Source organism: Paraburkholderia sp. BR13439 (assembly GCF_040948805.1).
GTDB classification, from domain to species: Bacteria; Pseudomonadota; Gammaproteobacteria; order Burkholderiales; family Burkholderiaceae; genus Paraburkholderia; species Paraburkholderia youngii.
The window spans coordinates 97243-117631 of record NZ_JBFPKN010000019.1 but is presented as its reverse complement, the minus strand read 5'-3'; the positions used below and the strand labels follow the sequence as shown (position 1 = coordinate 117631).

Sequence of the window (20389 nt, the reverse complement as noted above, 5' to 3'; positions counted from 1 at the left end):
TCCCGTGGATGCCGGCGCGGCCCGGCCGTTGCGTGCCGCTAGCCGATCTGTTCGAGTTCCTCGTGCGTCTCGAGCCATTCGGCTTCGAGCGTATCGAGGCGCGCGTTCACGTCTGCCTGACGGCGGATCGCCTCCGTCAGTTTGTTCTTCTGCTCCGGCTCATAACTCGCGGGATCGGCGACGAACGTATCGAGCGTCGTCTTCTCCGCGTTGAGCGCGTCCATTTCCTTTTCGATCTTCGCAATACGGCTTTGCAGCGGCTTCTTCAGATGCGCGAGCTTCTGCCGCGTTTCCGCTTCGAGGCGACGCTGCTCCTTGCGATTGACGTTGCCGTCGCCATTTGCCGCGCCGCTGGACGCTGCGTCCGACGCACCGGAAGCATTCGCCTTCAACGCCGCGCGCTGTTCGGCCGCATGCTGCAGCAGCCAGTCGCGATAGTCGTCGAGATCGCCGTCGAATTCCTGCAAACGATGCTTGGCGACCAGCATGAACTGATCGGTCGTCGCGCGCAGCAGATGGCGGTCGTGCGACACCAGAATCAGCGTGCCTTCGAATTGCGCGAGCGCCATCGTCAGCGCGTGGCGCGTTTCGAGATCGAGGTGGTTGGTCGGCTCGTCGAGCAGCAGCAGGTTCGGCTTCTGCCAGATGATCAGCGCAAGCGCGAGGCGTGCCTTCTCGCCGCCCGAGAACGGCGCGATCTTCGCGGTCGCCATGTCGCCGGAAAAGTTGAAGCTGCCGAGGAAGTCGCGCAGCTCCTGCTCGCGGGTGTCGGGTGCGAGGCGCGCGAGGTGCTGCAACGGCGTGTCGTCCGGGCGCAGCGTTTCGAGCTGATGCTGCGCGAAGTAGCCGATGCGCAAACCCTTGCCTTCGCGCACGTGGCCGCTCAACGGTTGGAGCGTGCCCGCGAGCGTTTTGATCAGTGTGGATTTGCCCTGGCCGTTCGCGCCCAGCAGGCCGATGCGCTGACCGTTCTGGATCGACAGCATCACGCGCTCGACGATCGGAATCTCGCTGCCGTCTTCGGCGTGATAGCCACAGCGCACGTCTTCCATCACCATCATCGGATTCGGCGCGGAGTCGGGCGTACGGAACTCGAACGTGAACGGCGACGCGACGTGCGCGGGCGCGATCAGCTCCATCTTCTCGAGCGCCTTCACCCGGCTTTGCGCCTGACGCGCCTTGGTGGCCTGTGCCTTGAAGCGGTTGATGTAGCTCTGCAGATGCGCGACCGTGCGCTGCTGCTTTTCGTACGCGCTCTGTTGCAGCGCGATCTGCTGCGCGCGCAGCACTTCGAATTGCGAGTAGTTGCCGCCGTAGCGCTTGATCTGCTGGTTCTCGAGATGCAGCGTGACATTGCAGACGGAATCGAGAAACTCGCGGTCGTGCGAGATCACGATCAGCGTGCCGGCATAGCGATTGAGCCAGTCTTCGAGCCAGACGATCGCGTCGAGGTCGAGGTGGTTGGTCGGTTCGTCGAGCAGCAGCAGGTCGGAGCGGCACATCAGCGCCTGCGCGAGATTCAGCCGCATGCGCCAGCCGCCCGAGAAGCTCGTGACCGGCTCACGGGTCTGGTCGAGCGTGAAGCCGAGGCCGAGCAGCAACGCTTCGGCGCGAGCCGGCGCGGTGTAGCCGTCGGCGTCGGCGAACGCGGCGTGGGCTTCGGCTTCGGCCGCGCCGTCGTGCGCCGCGGAGGCCGAAGCGATGCGCGCCTCGATGTCGCGCAGCGCGGCGTCGCCGTCGAGCGTGTAGGCGAGCGCGGTTTTGTCGACGGCGGGGGTTTCCTGCGCGACGTGGGCGATGCGCCAGGTCGGCGGGATCGAGAAATCGCCGCCGTCCGCATGCAGCTCGCCGCGCAGCACGGCGAACAGCGTCGACTTGCCGGCGCCGTTCGCCCCGACGAGGCCGGCTTTTTCACCGGGGTTCAACGTGAACGTGGTGTTTTCGAAAAGCGGCTTGGTGCCGCGCGCGAGGCTGAACTGATTGAAGCGGATCACGACGTGGCCGGCTGAAGAAAACCGCTATTTTAGACTGCCCGGCGGGTTGCCGGGCGCGCGGCGCCGATCGCCCGGCTGTCACATCGAGCGCAGCCGCCATCGGCCATTCGGCTGACTGTATCGGCAGCGCTTTTGGCATAGACTGACGGCTTTCACGGGAGGGCACATGACATCGATCTATTCGTTTTCGGCACGCACGCTCGGCGGCGAGGAAGCGAGTCTCGCGAAGTACCAAGGCAAGGTGATGCTGATCGTCAATACCGCGAGCGAATGCGGGTTCACGCCGCAGTACGCAGGCTTGCAGAAGCTGTACGACGCCTATGCGGCGCGCGGGCTCGCGGTGCTCGGCTTTCCGTGCAATCAGTTCGGCAAGCAGGAGCCGGGCGACGCCGCGCAGATCGGCAGCTTCTGCGAGAAGAACTACGGCGTGACGTTCCCGATGTTCGACAAGATCGACGTGAACGGCCCGAATGCGCACCCGCTATTCCGTTACCTGACGATCGAAGCACCGGGGCTGCTCGGCCTCGAAGCGATCAAGTGGAATTTCACGAAGTTTCTGATTGGCCGCGACGGCAACGTGGTCAAGCGCTATGCGCCGCTGACGAAGCCCGAGGCGATCACCGAGGATATCGAAGCGCTGCTGTAACAGGAGCGCTTTTACAGGATCGGCGAAAAGAGCCGCGCGACGTGCATCAGCATGCGTCGCAGCGCGTTCGACTTGCGGTACTCGTCGCGGTCGATTTCGCGCGACTCGGCGAAGTCGTCGAGCAGCATCGTTTCGACTTCGAGCGCGAAGCCGCGGTCGACGGTCAGCACCATGATCTCGAAGTTCAGACGGAACGAGCGGTTGTCGAGGTTGGCGCTGCCGATCGCGGCCGCGTTGCTGTCGATCAGTACGACCTTCTGGTGCAGGAAACCCGGCTGATAGCGGAAGATGCGAATGCCCGCGCGTAGCGAGTCGTATGCGTATAGCTTCGACGCCGCGAACACCACGCGGTGATCGCGCCGGCTCGGAATCAGGATGCGCACGTCGACGCCCCGCAGCGCCGCGAGCCGCAGCGCGGCGAACACCGCCTCGTCGGGCACGAGGTAGGGCGTCGTGATCCAGATCCGCTCGCGCGCCGCGTTGATCGCTTCGACGAAAAACAGCGAGCAGGTCTCCTGTTTGTCGGCCGGGCCGCTCGGCAGCACGATGCAGTGCATGTTGTTAGCGGGGCGTTCGATGGTGTCGTGGGCGTCGTGCTGTTCGACGGATGGGACGGCTGATTCGGCGGCCGGCAGGTCGAACTCGGGCAACTGCTGCGTGGCCCAGTACCAGTCCTCGATAAAAACGAACTGGATGCTGGCGACCGCCGGGCCGCGCACCTCGATGTGCGTATCGCGCCACGGCGACAGCGGCGGCTTCGCGCCCAGATATTCGACGCCTACGTTGTGACCGCCAATAAACGCGCGCTCGCCGTCGACCGCCACGATCTTGCGGTGATTGCGGAAGTTCAGTTGCAGACGGTTGACGAAGCGGCGGTTCGTCGCGAACGGCTGCATCTCGATGCCGGCCGCGCGCAGTGCCGCGACGTAGCGGTGCGGCAGATCGAAGCTGCCGATGCTGTCATACAGAAAGTACACGCGCACGCCTTGTTGCGCTTTCGCGATCAGCGCGTCTTTCAGCATGTCGCCGAGCGCGTCGGCGCGCACGATGAAGAACTGCACGATTACATAGCGGCGCGCGTTCTGGATCGCGTCGAAGATCGCCTCGAAAGTCGCCGTGCCGTTGATCAGTGTGCGCACGGTATTGCCGGGCAGGAATGGCATGCCGCCAAGGCGGGTCAGCGACTGCACGAGCCGCGAGCCGAGCTGCTGCGTCGGCACCCCGGCCGACGACGCGTGCGTGTCCCACAACTGCGGATGCGCGCGTGTGCGCAGCAGCTCGTTCTCGACGCGGCGCGCGTCCGCGTAGCCGGCGAACTTGCTGCGGCCAAGGAACAGGTAGGGCACAAGCGTCAGATAAGGCATTGCGACGAGCGACACGGCCCACGCGATCGCCCCTTGCGAGGTGCGGGTATGGAGGATCGCGTGAGCAGCCGCGATGATGCCGAGAATGTGGGCAAGGAGAACCAGCGGGCCGACGTGAAGCAGGTCGAATGTCATAAGCTCGCGAACAGTTGGCGAAGCGCCGTGATTCAGGAAACGGAGGCGGGCACAGGCTCGCTTCGTGGTCTGCGGCGAACGCGTCGGGCAACGAATTCAGACTGCGGCTGCGGCGCCTTGGAAAGCGCCAAAAACGGGCTAAAAACCCGCGCTAAAAAATAGCGCAAAAACTCGTACGAATAAACCGTGTGTGCTGCGGCGCGCGGCGCGCGCGTCACTTGCGAAATCCGCTGCAAGCGGCGCCGCGCGCGTCGCGCGATCAAACGGACAGCACGCCGCACTCAGACCGGCAAGTCGCTGGCCTGAATCAGGAACACGTTGTCGTCGCCGGCGCTGGTGGACAGCCACACGAGGTCCAGACCGCCGAACGCCGCCTCGACGTGCTCGCGTTCATTGCCGATCTCGATGACGAGCACGCCGTCTTCGGTCAGCCAGTTGCGCGCGTCGGCAATGATCCGGCGCACGATGTCCATGCCGTCCGCGCCACCCGCGAGTGCCATCTCCGGCTCGTGCTTGTATTCGGCCGGCAACTCCTGCATCGACTTCGCGTTTACGTACGGCGGGTTGCTGATGATCACGTCGTAGCGGCGCTCGGCGAGCGGCGCGTACAGATCGCCTTCGAACAGCGCGATGCGGTCGTCGAGGTGGTAGTCGAGCACGTTGCGCGTCGCGACTTCGAGCGCGGGCGCGGACAGATCGACCGCGTCGACGTCGGCGTTCGGGAACGCGTGGGCGGCGAGGATCGCGAGACAACCGGAGCCGGTGCACAGCTCGAGCACCGCGCCGACCTGCTCGGGGTCCTCGACGTACGGCTGCAGGCCGTCCTGCAGCAGCTCGCCGATGAACGAGCGCGGCACGATCACGCGCTCGTCGACGTAAAAGTGATAGCCGTGCATCCACGCTTCCTGCGTGATGTACGCGGCCGGCACACGTTCGGCCGCGCGTCGCTCGATCACGTTCAGCACCGCCTCGATTTCGGCCGTGGTCAGGCGCGCATCGAGAAACGGCTCGAGCAGGTCGAGCGGCAGGTGCAGCGTGTGCAGGATCAGATAGGCGGCTTCGTCGTAGGCATTGGCCGAGCCGTGGCCGAAAGACAGCTTGGCCTCGCTAAAACGCGACACTGCATAACGCAGCAGGTCGCGGACGGTGCAAAAAGGAAGCGTCATCGCAAGGTTCCTGGTTATGCGATCAGTTGTTCGAGCACGCGACGATACACGTTCTTCAGCGGCTCGATATGGGCGACTTCGATATGTTCGTCGATCTTGTGGATGCTCGCGTTAAGCGGACCGAACTCGATCACCTGCTTGCAGATGCGCGCGATGAAGCGGCCGTCCGACGTGCCGCCGGTGGTCGACAGCTCGGTGTCCACGCCGGTCTCGTCCTTGATCGCCTGCGCGAGCGCGCTCGACAGCTCGCCCCGCGCGGTGAGAAACGGCAGGCCGCTCACGGTCCAATGCAGTTCGTATTCGAGGCCGTGTTTGTCGAGAATCGCATGCACGCGTTTTTGCAGGCCTTCGACGGTGCTCGCGGTCGAGAAGCGGAAGTTGAACATCACGTCAGCATGGCCGGGGATCACGTTGGTCGCGCCGGCGCCGCTGTGGAGGTTCGACACCTGCCAGGTGGTCGGCGGGAAATATTCGTTGCCTTCGTCCCAGCGCTCGGCGACGAGTTCGGCGAGCGCGGGCGCGAGCAGGTGCACCGGATTCTTCGCCAGATGCGGATAAGCGATATGGCCTTGCACGCCCTTGACGATCAGCTTGCCCGACATCGACCCGCGCCGGCCGTTCTTGACCATGTCGCCGAACCGCTCGCTCGACGTCGGCTCGCCCACGATGCAGTAGTCCATGCGCTCACCGCGCTCCTGCAATGCTTCGACGACCTTGACGGTGCCGTCGGTGGCGGGACCTTCCTCGTCGCTCGTGATCAGGAACGCGATCGAGCCGCGGTGCCGAGGGTTGGCCGCGACGAACTCCTCGCTCGCGACGACGAAGCCGGCGATCGATGCCTTCATGTCCGCCGCGCCGCGGCCGTACAGCTTGCCGTCGCGCTGGGTCGGCTCGAACGGCGCCGAGTGCCATTGTTCGAGCGGGCCGGTCGGCACCACGTCGGTGTGACCGGCGAACGCGAGCAGCTTGCCCGCGGTGCCGTCGACGCCGCGCTTGACGGCCCACAGGTTGGTCACGCCGTTGGATTCGATCGTCTCGTGTTCGAAGCCGAGCGCGGCCAGGCGCTCGATCAACAGACGCTGGCAATGCTGGTCGTCAGGCGTCACGGACGCGCGCGCGATCAGTTGTTCGGTAAGGGCGAGGGTGCCGGACATGGATTCAGTACAAGCCACTTTGAAATGAAAAAATGCCGGCTCGCGGTGAGCCACCGCAGCCGGCAACAGCCTTTGAACGACGCGACGCGAGGCCGCGCGTCTTACTGCCTTGTGCCTGAGTCTGGCGCTCAGGCAAACAGCGCCGCGTACTCGTCGGCGGAAAAACCGAGCGACTTCACGCGCCCGTTCACGACCAGCACGGGCCGCTTGATCACCGACGGCTTGTGGATCATCAGTGCGATCGCGCCCGGCTGCGTTTCAGCGGCCGCCTTCATGTCGTCGGACAGCGCGCGCCACGTCGTGCCGCGGCGGTTCAGCAGCGCGTCGAGCTTGACGTCCTTGAGCCAGTCCTGCACGAGCGGCTCGGTCACGCCGGCCTTCTTGAAGTCGTGAAACTCGAACTCGACGCCGTGCTCTTCGAGCCACACACGTGCCTTCTTCACGGTGTCGCAGTTCGGAATGCCGTAGACGACGGTTTTGGTGCCGCGCGCCATCAGTCGCCTCGCAGCAACTCGTTCAGGCCGACCTTCGCGCGCGTTTTCGCGTCGACCTTCTTGACGATGACCGCGCAGTACAGGCTGTGCGTGCCGTCCTTCGACGGCAGGTTGCCCGCTACCACGACCGAGCCCGCCGGAATGCGGCCGTACGTGACTTCGCCGGTTTCGCGGTCGTAAATCTTGGTGCTCTGGCCGAGGTACACGCCCATCGAGATCACCGAGTTTTCCTCGACGATCACGCCTTCGACGACTTCCGAGCGCGCGCCGATGAAGCAGTTGTCTTCGATGATGACGGGGTTCGCCTGCAGCGGCTCCAGCACGCCGCCGATGCCGACGCCGCCCGACAGGTGCACGTTCTTGCCGATCTGCGCGCACGAGCCGACGGTGGCCCACGTGTCGACCATCGTGCCTTCGTCGACGTACGCGCCGATGTTGGTGTACGACGGCATCAGCACGACATTCTTCGCGATGAACGAGCCGCGGCGCGCGATCGCGGGCGGCACCACGCGGAAGCCGCCGGCGGCGAAGTCTTCAGCGGTGTAGTTGGCGAACTTCGACGGCACCTTGTCGTAGAACTGGCTGTAGCCGCCGGCCGGCATCGGCGCGTTGTCTTCCAGACGGAACGACAGCAGCACGGCCTTCTTCAGCCACTGGTTGACGACCCAGTCGCCGTCCTTCTTTTCGGCGACGCGCAGCGCGCCCTTATCGAGTTGCTCGATCGCGTGGGCGACGGCTTCGCGCACTTCGGCCGGCGCGGCTTTCGGCGACAGCTCGGCGCGGTTGTCCCAGGCGGTATCGATGATGCTCTGAAGTTGTTGCGACATATGCGTGATTTTCTGAAGGGTTGAAGTCTGGAGACGGGGATGCGGTGCGGCTCGGGTGCGGCTCAAGCCGCAGCGAGAGACCGGCAGAATTCGACGATCCGCTGCGCGCCTGCCGTGCATTCGTCGACGTCGGCGACGAGCGCGAGGCGCACGAAATTGCGGCCGGGGTTCACGCCGTGCGCGGTGCGCGCGAGGAACGAGCCCGGCAGAACCGTCACATTATAGTCGGCGTAGAGGCGCTGGGCGAACTCGGTGTCCGTGAGGCCGGTGCGCTCGACATTGGCCCACAGGTAGAACGCGGCGTCGGGCAGGCGCACGTCGAGCACGTCGGCGAGCATCGGCGTGACGGTGGTGAACTTCTGCAGGTACTTCGCGCGGTTCTCGCGCACGTGCGTCTCGTCGCTCCACGCGACCACGCTCGCGCTCTGGTACACGGTGGAGAGCGCCGCGCCGTGGTACGTGCGATACAGCAGGAACGACGTCAGAATCGACGCGTCGCCGGCGACGAAGCCCGAGCGCATACCCGGCACGTTCGAGCGCTTCGACAGGCTCGACAGCATCACGAGGCGCTCGAAGCCGCGGCCGAGCTGGTGGGCCGCTTCGAGACCGCCGAGCGGCGGCTTCGACTCATCGAAATAGATTTCCGAGTAGCACTCGTCCGACGCGATCACGAAGCCGTAGCGGTCCGACAGCGCGAACAGTTCGCGCCAGTCGTCGAGCGTGAGCACGGCGCCGGTCGGGTTGCCCGGCGAGCAGACGTACAGCAGTTGCGTGCGCGCCCAGACTTCGGCGGGTACCGCCGAGTAGTCGCACGCGAAGTTGCGCGCCGGGTCGCTGTTGACGAAGTACGGCTGGGCGCCGCCGAGCAGCGCCGCGCCTTCGTAGATTTGGTAGAACGGGTTCGGACAGAGTACGATCGCAGGCTCTCCGTCGGCATCCCGGCGCGGGTTCAGCACCGTCTGCGCGAGCGCGAACAGCGCCTCGCGCGAACCGGACACCGGCAGCACCTCGGTCAGCGGATCGAGCGGCGGCAGGTTGTAGCGTTGCGTGACCCACTTCGCGATCGATTCACGCAGCGGCGCCGAGCCAAGCGTGGCCGGATAGGCAGCGAGGCCGCCGAGCGAAGCGATGACGGCGTCGCGGATCAGCGGCGGCGTCGGATGTTTCGGCTCGCCTATGCCGAAGCTGATATGCGCGAGGCCGGCCGGCGGCGTGACGTCCTTGAAAAGCAGGCGCAGCTTTTCGAACGGATAGGGCTGAAGGGAGTCGAGTAGCGGATTCACGGACGAGTTGGCCTGATCGGAATGGACGCGGATGAAAGTCGGGACGACCGGGCACGCGCGCCGGCGGGCGTCGGTGCATCAAACATGAATCGGCGTCCCTGCGCGCGATGGACTGGCCGGCGGCGAGCCGGCCACCAGCGGCGGCGAACGGACGATTATAGCGTGGCAAGCCCGCGGGCCAAGCGGGAGGTTGCCGCGCGGCGCGGCAGCAATCCGCGAGGCGGCGCACCGGCGCGCCGCGGCGGGAACGGCGCGAATCCCCTACGGTTCGCGTAAAAGAATTTGCAGGAGCAGCAATGTACGCAGCAGAGCAGCACACGGCCGGCTGGACCCTCATCCGACCCACCCACGGCGCCCGTCGGAGTCCGGCCGCATGACCAACTGGCTTCGCAACGGCTGGCCGACGCTCGCGATCATGCTGGGCGCGTCGGTCTGGGGGATGGTCTGGTACCCGCTGCGCGTGCTCGCCGCGCTCGGCGTGACCGGCACCGCAGCGAGCGCGCTGACGAGCGGCACCGGCTGCCTGTTCGTGCTGCTCGTGCGGCATCGCGCGCTGAAGACCGTGCGATGGCACTGGCTGCTGCCGGCGCTCGCGCTGGCCGCCGGCGTCACGAATCTCGGCTTCGTGTGGGGCGCGATCCACGGTCAGGTGATGCGCGTGCTGCTGCTGTTCTATCTGACGCCCGCGTGGACCGCGCTGTTCGCGCATTTCATCCTGCATGAGAGGCTCACGTGGTCGGGCGCGGCGCTGGCCGCGCTGTCGCTCGCGGGCGCGATGACGATGCTGTGGTCGCCGCGGCTCGGCATTCCGGTGCCCGGCAATCCCGCCGAATGGGCCGGGCTCGCCGGCGGCATGGGCTTCGCGATGAGCAATGTGCTGATCCTGAAGACGAGCCGCGTGCTGCCGGACATGAAGCCCGAAATGCGCACCGCGGTGGTCTTCGGCGGTGCGGCGCTGTTCGGCGCGCTCGCGTCGCTCATCGAGCCGATGCCCGCGCCGCCCACCGGCGCGCATCTGGATACCGCGGCGCTGCTGGTGCTCGGTCTCGGTCTGCTGCTCGCGTCGAACAATATGCTGGTGCAGTACGGGCTCTCGCGCGTGCCGGCCAATCGCGCTTCGATCATCATGCTGTTCGAGCTGGTCGTGACGGCGCTGTCGGCGTGGCTGTTCGCCGGCGAAGTACCGGGGCCGCGCGAATGGGCCGGCGGCGCGTGCATCGTGCTCGCATCGGCGTTGTCGAGCTGGGTGCATCGGACGAGGACGGCGCCCCCCGATCCGGCCATCGGCGACACGGACGGGCCGAGCGGCGACGATGGACGCGGTGGCCCGTGCGGTGAGCAACGCGGTAACGAACACGGCCGTGACGGCGATAGCGACGACCACCGAAAGGGCGGTAAGAATCGTCCACGCGCGATGGTATGATTCCCCCTCATTAGCCGGCGCATGCGCACCTGTGCCTCCGATGTGCATGGGCGCACGCAGCCGGCAACAAATTGCGAAGGCTCGCGAGGTTGCGTGGGGCCGTCCCGCCTCGGCGGTGAACGACTGGCGCAACCTCGCGAGCCACCTATCACACTCTCTTTTCAAACAGCGAAATCGCCGTGCGGCTCACCTCGATCAAACTCGCTGGCTTCAAATCCTTCGTCGATCCCACGCATTTCCAGGTCCCAGGCCAGCTGGTTGGCGTGGTCGGTCCGAACGGGTGCGGCAAATCCAACATCATCGACGCCGTGCGCTGGGTGCTCGGCGAATCGCGCGCCTCTGAATTGCGCGGCGAGTCGATGCAGGACGTGATCTTCAACGGCTCGACCGCCCGCAAGCCCGGCAGCCGCGCGAGCGTCGAACTCGTGTTCGACAACGCGGACGGCCGCGCCGCCGGCCAGTGGGGCCAGTATGCGGAGATCGCCGTGAAGCGCGTGCTGACGCGCGACGGCACCTCGAGCTACTACATCAACAATCTGCCGGCGCGCCGCCGCGACATCCAGGACATCTTCCTCGGCACCGGCCTGGGTCCGCGTGCGTACGCGATCATCGGGCAGGGCATGATCGCGCGGCTGATCGAGGCGAAGCCCGAAGAGCTGCGCGTGTTCCTCGAAGAAGCCGCCGGCGTGTCGAAGTACAAGGAACGCCGCCGCGAGACCGAGAACCGTCTGCACGACACGCGCGAGAACCTGACGCGCGTCGAGGACATCATCCGCGAGCTCGGCACGAATCTCGAGAAGCTGGAGGGGCAGGCGGTCGTCGCGACGCGTTATCGCGAGCTGCAAAGCGATGGCGAGGAAAAGCAGCGTCTGCTGTGGCTATTGCGCAAGAACGAAGCGGCTGGCGAGCAGCAGCGTCAGCAACGCGCGATCGAACAGGCGCAGATCGACCTCGAGGCGCAAACCGCGAAGCTGCGCGAAGTCGAGGCGGAACTCGAAACGCTGCGCGTCGCGCATTACTCGGCGAGCGACGCGATGCAGGGCGCGCAGGGCGCGCTGTACGAGGCGAACGCGGAAGTGAGCCGGCTGGAAGCCGAGATCCGCTTCATCGTCGAATCTCGCAACCGCGTGCAGGCGCAGATCGCCGCGCTGACCGCGCAGCGCGAACAGTGGCAATCGCAGGCTGACAAGGCGCAGGACGATATCGCCGACGCCGAAGAGCAACTGGCCGTCGCCGAAGAAAAAGCCGTGCTGGCCGAAGAGAACGCCGCCGCTAAGCACGACGCGCTGCCCGCGCTCGAAGCGCGCTGGCGCGACGCGCAGGCGGAGCTGAACACCGAGCGCGCCGGCATCGCGCAGACCGAGCAGGCGCTGAAGCTTGAAGCCGCGCATCAGCGCAATGCCGATCAGCAATTGCAGCAACTGCAGCAGCGCCAGGAGCGGCTGAAATCGGAAGAGGGCGGCCTCGACGCGCCCGACGAAGCGCAGCTCGAGGAGTTGCGCATGCAGCTCGCCGAGCACGAGGAAATCCTTCACGACGCACAGGCGCGCCTCGCCGATGCGCAGGAAGCGCTGCCGCGGCTCGACGGCGAACGCCGCGCCGCGCAGGAGCGCGTGCAGGCCGAAAGCGCGCAGATCCATCAGCTCGACGCGCGCCTCGCCGCGCTGAAGCAGTTGCAGGAAAACGTGCAGACCGAGGGCAAGATCCAGCCGTGGCTCGACAAGCACGAGCTCGGCAGCCTGCCGCGTCTGTGGAAAAAGCTGCATGTCGAGGCCGGTTGGGAAGCCGCGCTCGAAGCGGTGCTGCGCGAGCGCCTCGCCGCGCTCGAAGTGTCGAATCTCGACTGGGTCAAGGCGTTCGCGACCGACGCGCCCCCCGCCAAGCTCGCGTTCTACGCACCGCCCGCGGCCGGTCAGCCGGCCCCGTCCGCCGGCGCGCTGCGCTCGCTTTTGTCGCTCGTGCGCATCGAGGACGCGGGTATCCGCGCGGTGCTGACCGACTGGCTCGGCCTTGCGTTCGTCGCCGACGATCTGCAGCAGGCGCTTTCGATGCGCGCGCAGCTGCCCGAGGGCGGCGCATTCGTGGTGAAGGCGGGGCACGTGGTCACGCGCGTCGGCGTGCAACTGTACGCGGCCGATTCCGAACAGGCCGGCATGCTCGCCCGTCAGCAGGAAATCGAAGATCTCGGCCGCCAGGTGCGTGCGCAGGCGCTGCTCGCCGACGAGGCGAAGGCCGCCGCGATCCGCGCCGAAGCCGCGCACACGCAAGCCGCGCAGGCGCTCGCCGAAATGCGTCAGCAAGCCGAACGCGCGACGCAGCGGGTCCACGCGTTGCAGATGGACGTGCTGAAGCTCGCCCAGGCGCACGAGCGCTACACACAGCGCAGCACACAGATTCGCGAGGAACTCGAAGAGATCGCCGCCCAGGTCGACGAGCAGCGTGCGCTGCGCGCGGAATCGGAAGCGAACTTCGAGCGTCACGACGGCGAGCTTGCCGAACTGCAGGCGCGCTTCGAAGACCATCAGCTCGCCTTCGAAGCACTCGACGAAGAACTGACGACCGCCCGCGGCGAAGCACGCGACCTCGACCGCGCCGCCACCGACGCGCGCTTTGCCGCGCGCAACATGGCAAACCGCATCGACGAATTGAAGCGCAGCATCCAGGTCGCGCACGAGCAGAGCGAGCGCGTCGCGGGCTCGCTCGAAGACGCGCGCGCCGAGCTCGAAACGATCAACGAACAGACCGCGCACACCGGTCTGCAGGACGCGCTCGATATCCGCGCCGTCAAGGAAGAGGCGCTGCGCGCCGCGCGCGTCGAGCTCGACGACCTGACCGCGAAGCTGCGCTCGGCCGACGAAACGCGCCTCACCGCCGAGCGCGCGCTGCAGCCGCTGCGCGACCGCATCAACGAATTGCAGTTGAAGGAGCAGGCCGCGCGCATCAACGGCGAGCAGTTCGTCGAGCAATTGACCGCGGCCGGGGTCGATGAAGCCGAGCTGCAAGCGAAGCTGACGCCGGACATGAAGCCGTCGTACCTGCAGGGGGAAGTCACGCGCATCAACAACGCGATCATCGCTCTCGGGCCGGTCAACATGGCCGCGCTCGACGAGCTGAAGGCCGCGACCGAGCGCAAGAGCTTCCTCGATTCGCAGTCGGCCGACCTGACGAGCGCGATCGAAACGCTCGAAGACGCGATCCGCAAGATCGACGCCGAAACGCGCACGCTGCTGCAAAGCACGTTCGATGAAGTGAACCGTCATTTCGGCGAACTGTTCCCGCGTCTCTTCGGTGGCGGCCAGGCGAAACTGATCATGACCGGCGACGAAATCCTCGACGCCGGCGTGCAGGTGATGGCGCAGCCGCCGGGCAAGAAGAATTCGACGATTCACCTGCTGTCGGGCGGCGAGAAAGCGCTGACCGCGACCGCGCTCGTGTTCGCGATGTTCCAGCTGAATCCGGCGCCATTCTGTCTGCTCGACGAGGTGGACGCGCCACTCGACGACGCCAACACCGAACGCTTCGCGAATCTGGTCCGGGCGATGTCGGACAAAACCCAGTTCCTGTTCATCTCGCACAACAAGATCGCGATGGAGATGGCGCAGCAGCTGATCGGCGTGACGATGCAGGAGCAGGGCGTCTCGCGGATCGTTGCGGTCGACATGGAAACGGCGGCGGGTTTCGCCCAGAATATCGTTTGAGTTAACGCCTTCGCGGGCATCCGCATCCAGCGCAGCGGCCTCGAGGAGAGCCGCGCGGTACGTGGAGCGGACGACACGCCCGCGTGGATGGAAGAATTGCTGATGGAGCATGCATGGACGAGTTGACACTCGGTTTGATCGGCGCGGGTGCCGTGGTGGTGGGGGGCGTGGTCGTGTACAACGCGTGGCAGGGCGCGAAGGTGCGTCGCAAGATGCCGCGGCCGATGCCGGCCGACACCGCCGAGAGCCTCGCGCGGGACGAGCATGAGGAGCAGAGCCCGTTCATCGAGCCGGCCCGGCCGACCACGCGGCGCGAGCCCAGCGTGAGCGCCGAGGCGACCGCGCACCCGAGCGCCGCGCGCGTCGAGCCGACGTTCGGCGCGGGCGCGGCGCCGCTCGATACGCCGGCTGATATCCAGGCCGAGATGACGTCGCCGAACGGTTATCCGTTGGCGGATTCCGATACCGCCGGCGAAGGCGAGCATGCGGCGGCTTCGGACGCCGACGTGGAGCGACCCGCGGCCGAAGCGCCCGCGGCCCAGCCGGCGCCCGCCGAGCACGAGCGGGTCGAACCGATCCTGCCGGCCGCCACGACGATCTCGTCGGCGCCACCGGCCATCGTCGACCGGCGCATCGACTGTATCGTGCCGATCCGGCTGAACGGACCCGTGGCCGGCGACAAGGTGCTGCCGCTCGCGCAGCGCTTGCGTCGCGCGGGCAGCAAGCCCGTGCATATCGAAGGCAAGCCCGAAGGCGGCGGCGCATGGGAGCTGCTGCAGAACGGCACGCGTTACGAAGAACTGCGCGCGGCCGCGCAGCTCGCGAACCGCAGCGGCGCGCTCAACGAGCTCGAATTTTCCGAGTTCGTGACCGGCGTGCAGCAGTTCGCCGACGCGCTCGACGCCGCGCCGGAATTCCCCGACATGCTCGAAACCGTCGCGATGGCGCGCGAGCTCGATGGCTTTGCCGCCCAGTGCGACGCGCAGCTGTCGATCAACGTGCTGTCGGACGGCGCACCGTGGTCGGCCAACTACGTGCAGGCGGTCGCGTCGCAGGACGGTCTGCTGCTGTCGCGTGACGGCACGCGCTTCGTCAAGCTCGACTCGCGGCAAAACCCGGTATTCATGCTGCAGTTCGGCGACACCAACTTCCTGCGCGACGACCTCACGTATAAAGGCGGCGAGATGATCACGCTGGTGCTCGACGTGCCGGTCGCCGACGAAGACATTCTGCCGTTCCGTCTGATGTGCGATTACGCGAAGTCGCTGGCCGAGCGTATCGGCGGACGCGTGGTCGACGACGGCCGCCGGCCGTTGCCCGAAAGCGCGCTGCTCGCGATCGAAAAACAGTTGATGACGCTGTACGCGAAGCTCGAACAGGCGGGCATTCCGGCGGGTTCGCCGGCCACGCGGCGCCTGTTCAGCCAGTAAGTCCATTTCAGCGTTCTACGCGTTTTGACGACGGCCGCACGATGTGCGGCCGTCGTCGTTTCCGGCTTGTATTGCAGCACGGCTTGCGCGGTATTCACCGATGTAAAGGGGCACGCTTCCTGCGATAATCCGATGTCCGACTTTCATCTCTAGAAGCTTCCGACAGCATGGCCCGATCCTCCGTCCCTTCTTCCGCAACCAGCGCTCCGGCCGAACGGGCCGCGTGGTTGCGCGCGGAACTCGAACGCGCGAACTACGCGTACTACGTGCTCGATCAGCCGGATCTGCCGGATGCCGAGTACGACAAGCTGTTCAAGGAGCTGGAGCGCATCGAGACCGAGCATCCGGATCTGATCGTGCCCGATTCGCCGACGCAGCGTGTCGGCGGTGAGGCCGCGAGCGGTTTCGAGCCGGTCGTGCACGATCAGCCGATGCTGTCGCTGAACAACGGTTTCGCCGACGAAGACATCGTCGCGTTCGACAAGCGCATCGGCGACGCGCTCGGCAACAACGCGGTCGAGCCGCCGGTCCCCGTCGATTACGCGGCCGAGCTGAAATTCGACGGTCTCGCGATCTCGCTGCGCTACGTCGACGGCGTGTTCGTGCAGGCGTCCACGCGCGGCGACGGCACGACTGGCGAGAACGTCACCGAAAACGTCCGCACGATCCGGTCGATTCCGCTGAAGCTGAAGGGCAAGCGCGTGCCGCACGTGCTCGACGTGCGCGGCGAAGTGCTGATGTTCAAGCGCGATTTCGAGCGGCTGAACGAACGTCAGCGCGCCGCCGAACAGCGCGAATTCGCAAATCCGCGCAACGCGGCGGCGGGCAGCTTGCGCCAGCTCGATTCGAAGATCACCGCGCAGCGGCCGCTGTCGTTTTTCGCCTATGGGATCGGTGTGCTCGACGGCATCGAGATGCCGGCCACGCATAGCGAACTGCTCGACTGGTACAAGGAATTGGGCTTGCCGGTCAATGGCGAGCGCGCGGTCGTGCAGGGCGCCGAAGGCCTGCTCGGCTTCTTCCACGCGGTCGGCGAGAAGCGCGACAGGCTACCGTACGACATCGACGGCGTCGTCTACAAGGTCAACCGGCGCGACGAGCAGGACCGGCTCGGCTTCGTGTCGCGCGCGCCGCGCTTCGCGCTCGCGCACAAATTCCCCGCGCAGGAAGCGCTGACGAAGCTCGTGGCGATCGACGTGCAGGTCGGCCGCACCGGCGCGATCACGCCGGTCGCGCGGCTGGAGCCGGTGTTCGTCGGCGGCGCGACGGTCACGAACGCGACCTTGCACAACGAAGACGAGGTGCGCCGCAAGGACATCCGCATCGGCGACACGGTAATCGTGCGGCGCGCCGGCGACGTGATTCCGGAGGTGGTCAGCGCGCTGCTCGAGCGTCGTCCGGCCGACGCTCGCGAGTTCGTGATGCCGACGCAGTGCCCGGTGTGCGGCTCGGCGATCGAGCGGCTGCCGGACGAGGCGATTGCCCGCTGCACGGGCGGGCTCTTCTGTCCGGCGCAGCGCAAGCAGGCACTGTGGCACTTCGCGCAGCGCCGCGCGCTCGATATCGACGGCCTCGGCGAGAAGATCATCGATCAGCTGGTCGAGCAGAACCTGGTCCGCACGCCGGCCGATCTGTTCAATCTCGGCTTCGCGACGCTCGCGGAGCTCGACCGCTTCGCCGATAAATCGGCGCAGAACCTGCTCGACTCGCTCGAAAAAGCCAAGCACACGACGCTCGCGCGCTTTATCTACGCGCTGGGGATTCGCCATGTCGGCGAATCGACCGCGAAGGATCTTGCGAAGCACTTCGGCTCGCTCGATCCGATCATGGATGCGTCGCTGGAAGCGCTGCTCGAAGTCAACGATGTGGGACCGGTCGTCGCCGAATCGATCCACCAGTTCTTCGCCGAGGACCACAACCGCACGGTGATCGAGCAGCTGCGCGCGCCGGGCAGAGTCACGTGGCCCGAGGGGCCGCCCGCGCCGAAGGCGCCGCAGGGCGTGCTGGCCGGCCAGACGGTCGTGCTGACCGGTACGCTGCCGAACCTGTCGCGCGAAGATGCGAAGGAAATGCTCGAAGGGGCCGGCGCGAAGGTGGCCGGGTCGGTTTCGAAGAAAACCAGTTACGTGGTGGCGGGCGCCGACGCGGGCAGCAAACTCGCGAAGGCCGAGGAACTCGGCATCCCCGTACTCGACGAAGATGGTATGCGCAAGCTCCTGGAGGGGCACTGATGATTCACGACATTCTGAAGATGGGCGACCCGCGCCTGCTGCGAATCGCCGAGCCGGTCGATCACTTCGACACGCCCGAGCTGCACCGGCTCGTGGAAGACATGTTCGAGACCATGCACGCGGCGAATGGCGCGGGTCTTGCGGCACCGCAGATCGGCGTCGATCTGCAGGTGGTGATTTTCGGCTTCGGTTCGAACGAGCGCTATCCGGACGCGCCTCCGGTGCCGGAGACGGTGCTGATCAATCCGACCATTACGCCGGTGTCGCAGGACATGGAAGAGAGCTGGGAAGGCTGCCTGTCGGTGCCGGGATTGCGCGGCGTGGTGAGCCGGTTTTCGATGATCCGCTATCACGGCTTCGATCAGTTCGGCAATCCGATCGACCGGGTCGCCGAGGGCTTTCATGCACGGGTCGTGCAGCACGAATGCGATCATCTGATCGGCAAGCTGTATCCGATGCGGATTACCGATTTCTCGAAGTTCGGCTTTACCGAGGTCCTGTTCCCCGATCTCGATCCGAATAGCGACGACTGACATGGCTGCCGCCAACAAAAAACCCACGCCTAAGTGCGTGGGTTTTTTGTTATGCCGATGCGCCCGCTCTGAGCAACGAGGCGCATTGGACGGACTTCAGAACGACTCGTCTTCCGACAGATAGCGCCACTGACCCGGCGGCAGCGCGCCGAGCATCACGTTGCCCATGCGCACGCGCTTCAGGCCCACCACTTCGAGACCGACCAGTTCGCACATGCGGCGAATCTGACGCTTCTTGCCTTCGCGCAGCACGAAACGCAGCTGCTCGCCGTTTTGCCAGCTGACTTGCGCGGGCTTCAGCGCGACGTCGTCGAGCGACAGGCCGTGGCGCAGCAGCGCGAGTTTTTCGGCCGGGAAGTGGCTTTCGACGTCGACCGTGTGATCGCCGTAGGCGACGCGCACCAGATACTCCTTGTCCACGTCCGAGTGACCGCCGATCAGTTGCTTCGCGATGCGGCCGTCCTGCGTCAGCACCAGCAGGCCCGTCGAATCGATGTCGAGACGTCCGGCCGGCGCGAGCTGGCGCAGATGCGACACCGAGAAGCGGATGCCCGAATGGTCGCCTTCCCAGCGATTTTCCGGCGTGACGAGCGTGATGGCCGGCTGATAGCCGTCCTCCGCCTGTCCCGATACGAGGCCGACCGGCTTGTGGACGATCACGGTCACCTGGCTCGACTGAAAGGCTTCGGCGGCTGGATCGATGTCGATGCGCTGATCCGGGAACACCTTGGTGCCGAGCGTGTCGACGCGCTCGCCGTCGACCATGACCCAGCCTTTCTCGATCCACTCGTCGGCCTCGCGGCGGGAGCACAGGCCGAGCTTGGACATCAGCTTCGACAGACGCAGCATGCCCGGCGCGTCTTCGCGATCGCGGCGGGGCGGGTGCGGGGTGTCGATGATGGTGTCGACGGGTTGGGCCGTTGCCGATGCCGCGGCTTGCGGCTTGGCGGCCCGGGCTGGCCGGTCGTCGCCGAAGCGGCGGTTCGCGGCTGGCAGTGTGTCGTCGAAGCTGCGCGCAGGGCGCTCGCGACGCTCGGTACGTTCACCGCCGCGTGCGGCGCGGTCGCCGCGGTCCTCACGCGTGGCGCGCGCCGGACGCTCGGTGCGCTCGCCGTAGCCGCCTTTTGCGGGTTTCCCGAAGCTGCGCTCGCCACGCTCGCCTTCGAAGCGGCGCGGGGCGCGGTCGCTGCGCTCGCCTCGATCACCACCGCGACGCTGCGGCTCACCGCGATCGCTACCGAAGCGCGGACGCTCAGCGGCATCGCGCTCCCGGCGCACCGGGCGGTCGTCACGCCCGCTGCCTTCCGACGGTCTGCCTGCGCCTGCGCGTGGACCGCTGAACGGACGGCGTTCGCCGTCGTCGCGGCGCGGTGAGCGCTCGCCGCGCTCCGCATTGCCCTCGAAACGTCGCGGCGCGCGTTCACTCCGCTCGCCGAATTCGCGCCGTGGAGCACGTTCGCCACGCTCAGTGCCGCCTTCGAAGCGACGCGGCGCGCGTTCAGTCCGCTCGCCGAATTCGCGCCGTGGAGCACGTTCGCCGCGCTCAGTGCCGCCTTCGAAGCGACGCGGCGCGCGTTCAGTCCGCTCGCCGAATTCGCGACGGGGCGCGCGTTCGCCGCGCTCAGTGCCGCCTTCGAAGCGACGCGGCGCGCGTTCAGTCCGCTCGCCGAATTCGCGGCGGGGGGCGCGTTCGCCACGCTCAGTGCTGCCCTCAAAACGACGCGGTGCGCGTTCTCCGCGTTCGCCACGCTCAGCCGCACCTTCAAAGCGGCGCGGTGCGCCCGCGGCAGCCGCACCCCGTTCGCGCGGACCCGACCCTTCGGCACGCGGCGCGCGGGCACCGGCGCCCGCCGGCTTCGCGCCGACCGGCCGCTTCGCGCCACCCTCGGCCTCGAAAGGCTTCGGCCGCGCTGGACGGGTCGGCTTACGCGCCGACGCGCTGCCGGGGCGGACAGGGGAGCGTTCGGACGACGCCGGCCGCGGATGCTTCGCTGTTAACTTGTTTCGCATG

General features: G+C 66.6%; 14 protein-coding genes. 6 read left to right on the top strand and 8 right to left on the bottom strand.

The features are described from left to right. Positions 1-38 precede the first annotated feature (38 nt). Positions 39-1994 (bottom strand): ATP-binding cassette domain-containing protein, encoded by a 1956-nt coding sequence (locus AB3X96_RS30895; protein WP_368592678.1) that lies wholly within the window; start codon positions 1992-1994, stop codon positions 39-41. 166 nt (positions 1995-2160) lie between these two features. Between AB3X96_RS30895 and AB3X96_RS30890 the strand changes: the two genes are divergently transcribed. Beyond that, a complete protein-coding gene (locus AB3X96_RS30890; RefSeq protein ID WP_013089718.1) occupies positions 2161-2640 on the top strand; it encodes a glutathione peroxidase in 480 nt (159 codons plus the stop codon). An 11-nt stretch (positions 2641-2651) separates the two neighbouring features. Here AB3X96_RS30890 and cls read toward each other — a convergent pair whose 3' ends face one another. The 6 genes from cls to dapC form a co-directional block, all read right to left on the bottom strand. After that, a complete protein-coding gene (gene cls, locus AB3X96_RS30885; protein ID WP_368592677.1) occupies positions 2652-4139 on the bottom strand; it encodes a cardiolipin synthase in 1488 nt (495 codons plus the stop codon). 281 nt (positions 4140-4420) lie between these two features. After that, the gene (gene prmB / locus AB3X96_RS30880; RefSeq protein WP_368592676.1) at positions 4421-5305 is read right to left on the bottom strand and encodes a 50S ribosomal protein L3 N(5)-glutamine methyltransferase; all 885 of its coding nucleotides are present in this window, start codon (positions 5303-5305) and stop codon (positions 4421-4423) included. Between the two features lie 14 nt (positions 5306-5319). Further along, entirely contained in the window at positions 5320-6459 is a 1140-nt protein-coding gene (dapE, locus tag AB3X96_RS30875) for a succinyl-diaminopimelate desuccinylase (RefSeq protein WP_368592675.1), read from the bottom strand. Positions 6460-6587: 128 nt separating this feature from the next. Then, complete coding sequence (locus AB3X96_RS30870) at positions 6588-6953, bottom strand: ArsC family reductase (RefSeq protein WP_018435509.1); 366 nt, start codon at positions 6951-6953, stop codon at positions 6588-6590. After that, a complete protein-coding gene (gene dapD, locus AB3X96_RS30865; RefSeq protein ID WP_008923562.1) occupies positions 6953-7780 on the bottom strand; it encodes a 2,3,4,5-tetrahydropyridine-2,6-dicarboxylate N-succinyltransferase in 828 nt (275 codons plus the stop codon). Before dapD ends, AB3X96_RS30870 begins: the two co-directional genes overlap by 1 nt. A 62-nt stretch (positions 7781-7842) precedes the next feature. Next, positions 7843-9063 (bottom strand): succinyldiaminopimelate transaminase, encoded by a 1221-nt coding sequence (gene dapC, locus AB3X96_RS30860; protein WP_368592674.1) that lies wholly within the window; start codon positions 9061-9063, stop codon positions 7843-7845. 373 nt (positions 9064-9436) lie between these two features. Here dapC and AB3X96_RS30855 point away from each other — a divergent pair, with 373 nt between their 5' ends. From AB3X96_RS30855 to def, 5 genes are all read left to right on the top strand, one after another. Beyond that, entirely contained in the window at positions 9437-10486 is a 1050-nt protein-coding gene (locus AB3X96_RS30855; RefSeq protein WP_368592673.1) for a DMT family transporter, read from the top strand. A 179-nt stretch (positions 10487-10665) separates the two neighbouring features. Next, entirely contained in the window at positions 10666-14184 is a 3519-nt protein-coding gene (smc, locus tag AB3X96_RS30850; RefSeq protein WP_368592672.1) for a chromosome segregation protein SMC, read from the top strand. A 113-nt stretch (positions 14185-14297) separates the two neighbouring features. After that, the gene (locus tag AB3X96_RS30845) at positions 14298-15614 is read left to right on the top strand and encodes a cell division protein ZipA C-terminal FtsZ-binding domain-containing protein (RefSeq protein WP_368592671.1); all 1317 of its coding nucleotides are present in this window, start codon (positions 14298-14300) and stop codon (positions 15612-15614) included. A gap of 167 nt (positions 15615-15781) precedes the next feature. Beyond that, positions 15782-17845, top strand: coding sequence for an NAD-dependent DNA ligase LigA (ligA, locus tag AB3X96_RS30840; protein WP_368592670.1), 2064 nt, complete (start codon positions 15782-15784; stop codon positions 17843-17845). Next, on the top strand, positions 17845-18378 hold the full coding sequence (gene def / locus AB3X96_RS30835) for a peptide deformylase (protein ID WP_176108283.1): 534 nt from the start codon (positions 17845-17847) through the stop codon (positions 18376-18378). Before ligA ends, def begins: the two co-directional genes overlap by 1 nt. Before the next feature lie 96 nt (positions 18379-18474). Here the strand turns inward: def and AB3X96_RS30830 are convergent, their stop codons facing one another. Further along, positions 18475-20388: a pseudouridine synthase gene (locus tag AB3X96_RS30830; RefSeq protein ID WP_368592669.1), complete on the bottom strand. Its 1914-nt coding sequence runs from the start codon at positions 20386-20388 to the stop codon at positions 18475-18477. Position 20389: the final 1 nt, after the last annotated feature.

Bases quoted from the DNA above. Each gene is read 5' to 3' on its own strand.
- AB3X96_RS30890 (WP_013089718.1), top strand. From the start codon at position 2,161: ATGACATCGATCTATTCGTTTTCGGCACGCACGCTCGGCGGCGAGGAA.
- cls (WP_368592677.1), bottom strand. From the start codon at position 4,139: ATGACATTCGACCTGCTTCACGTCGGCCCGCTGGTTCTCCTTGCCCAC.
- prmB (WP_368592676.1), bottom strand. From the start codon at position 5,305: ATGACGCTTCCTTTTTGCACCGTCCGCGACCTGCTGCGTTATGCAGTG.
- dapE (WP_368592675.1), bottom strand. From the start codon at position 6,459: ATGTCCGGCACCCTCGCCCTTACCGAACAACTGATCGCGCGCGCGTCC.
- AB3X96_RS30870 (WP_018435509.1), bottom strand. From the start codon at position 6,953: ATGGCGCGCGGCACCAAAACCGTCGTCTACGGCATTCCGAACTGCGAC.
- dapD (WP_008923562.1), bottom strand. From the start codon at position 7,780: ATGTCGCAACAACTTCAGAGCATCATCGATACCGCCTGGGACAACCGC.
- AB3X96_RS30855 (WP_368592673.1), top strand. From the start codon at position 9,437: ATGACCAACTGGCTTCGCAACGGCTGGCCGACGCTCGCGATCATGCTG.
- AB3X96_RS30845 (WP_368592671.1), top strand. From the start codon at position 14,298: ATGGACGAGTTGACACTCGGTTTGATCGGCGCGGGTGCCGTGGTGGTG.
- ligA (WP_368592670.1), top strand. From the start codon at position 15,782: ATGGCCCGATCCTCCGTCCCTTCTTCCGCAACCAGCGCTCCGGCCGAA.
- def (WP_176108283.1), top strand. From the start codon at position 17,845: ATGATTCACGACATTCTGAAGATGGGCGACCCGCGCCTGCTGCGAATC.
- AB3X96_RS30830 (WP_368592669.1), bottom strand. From the start codon at position 20,388: ATGCGAAACAAGTTAACAGCGAAGCATCCGCGGCCGGCGTCGTCCGAA.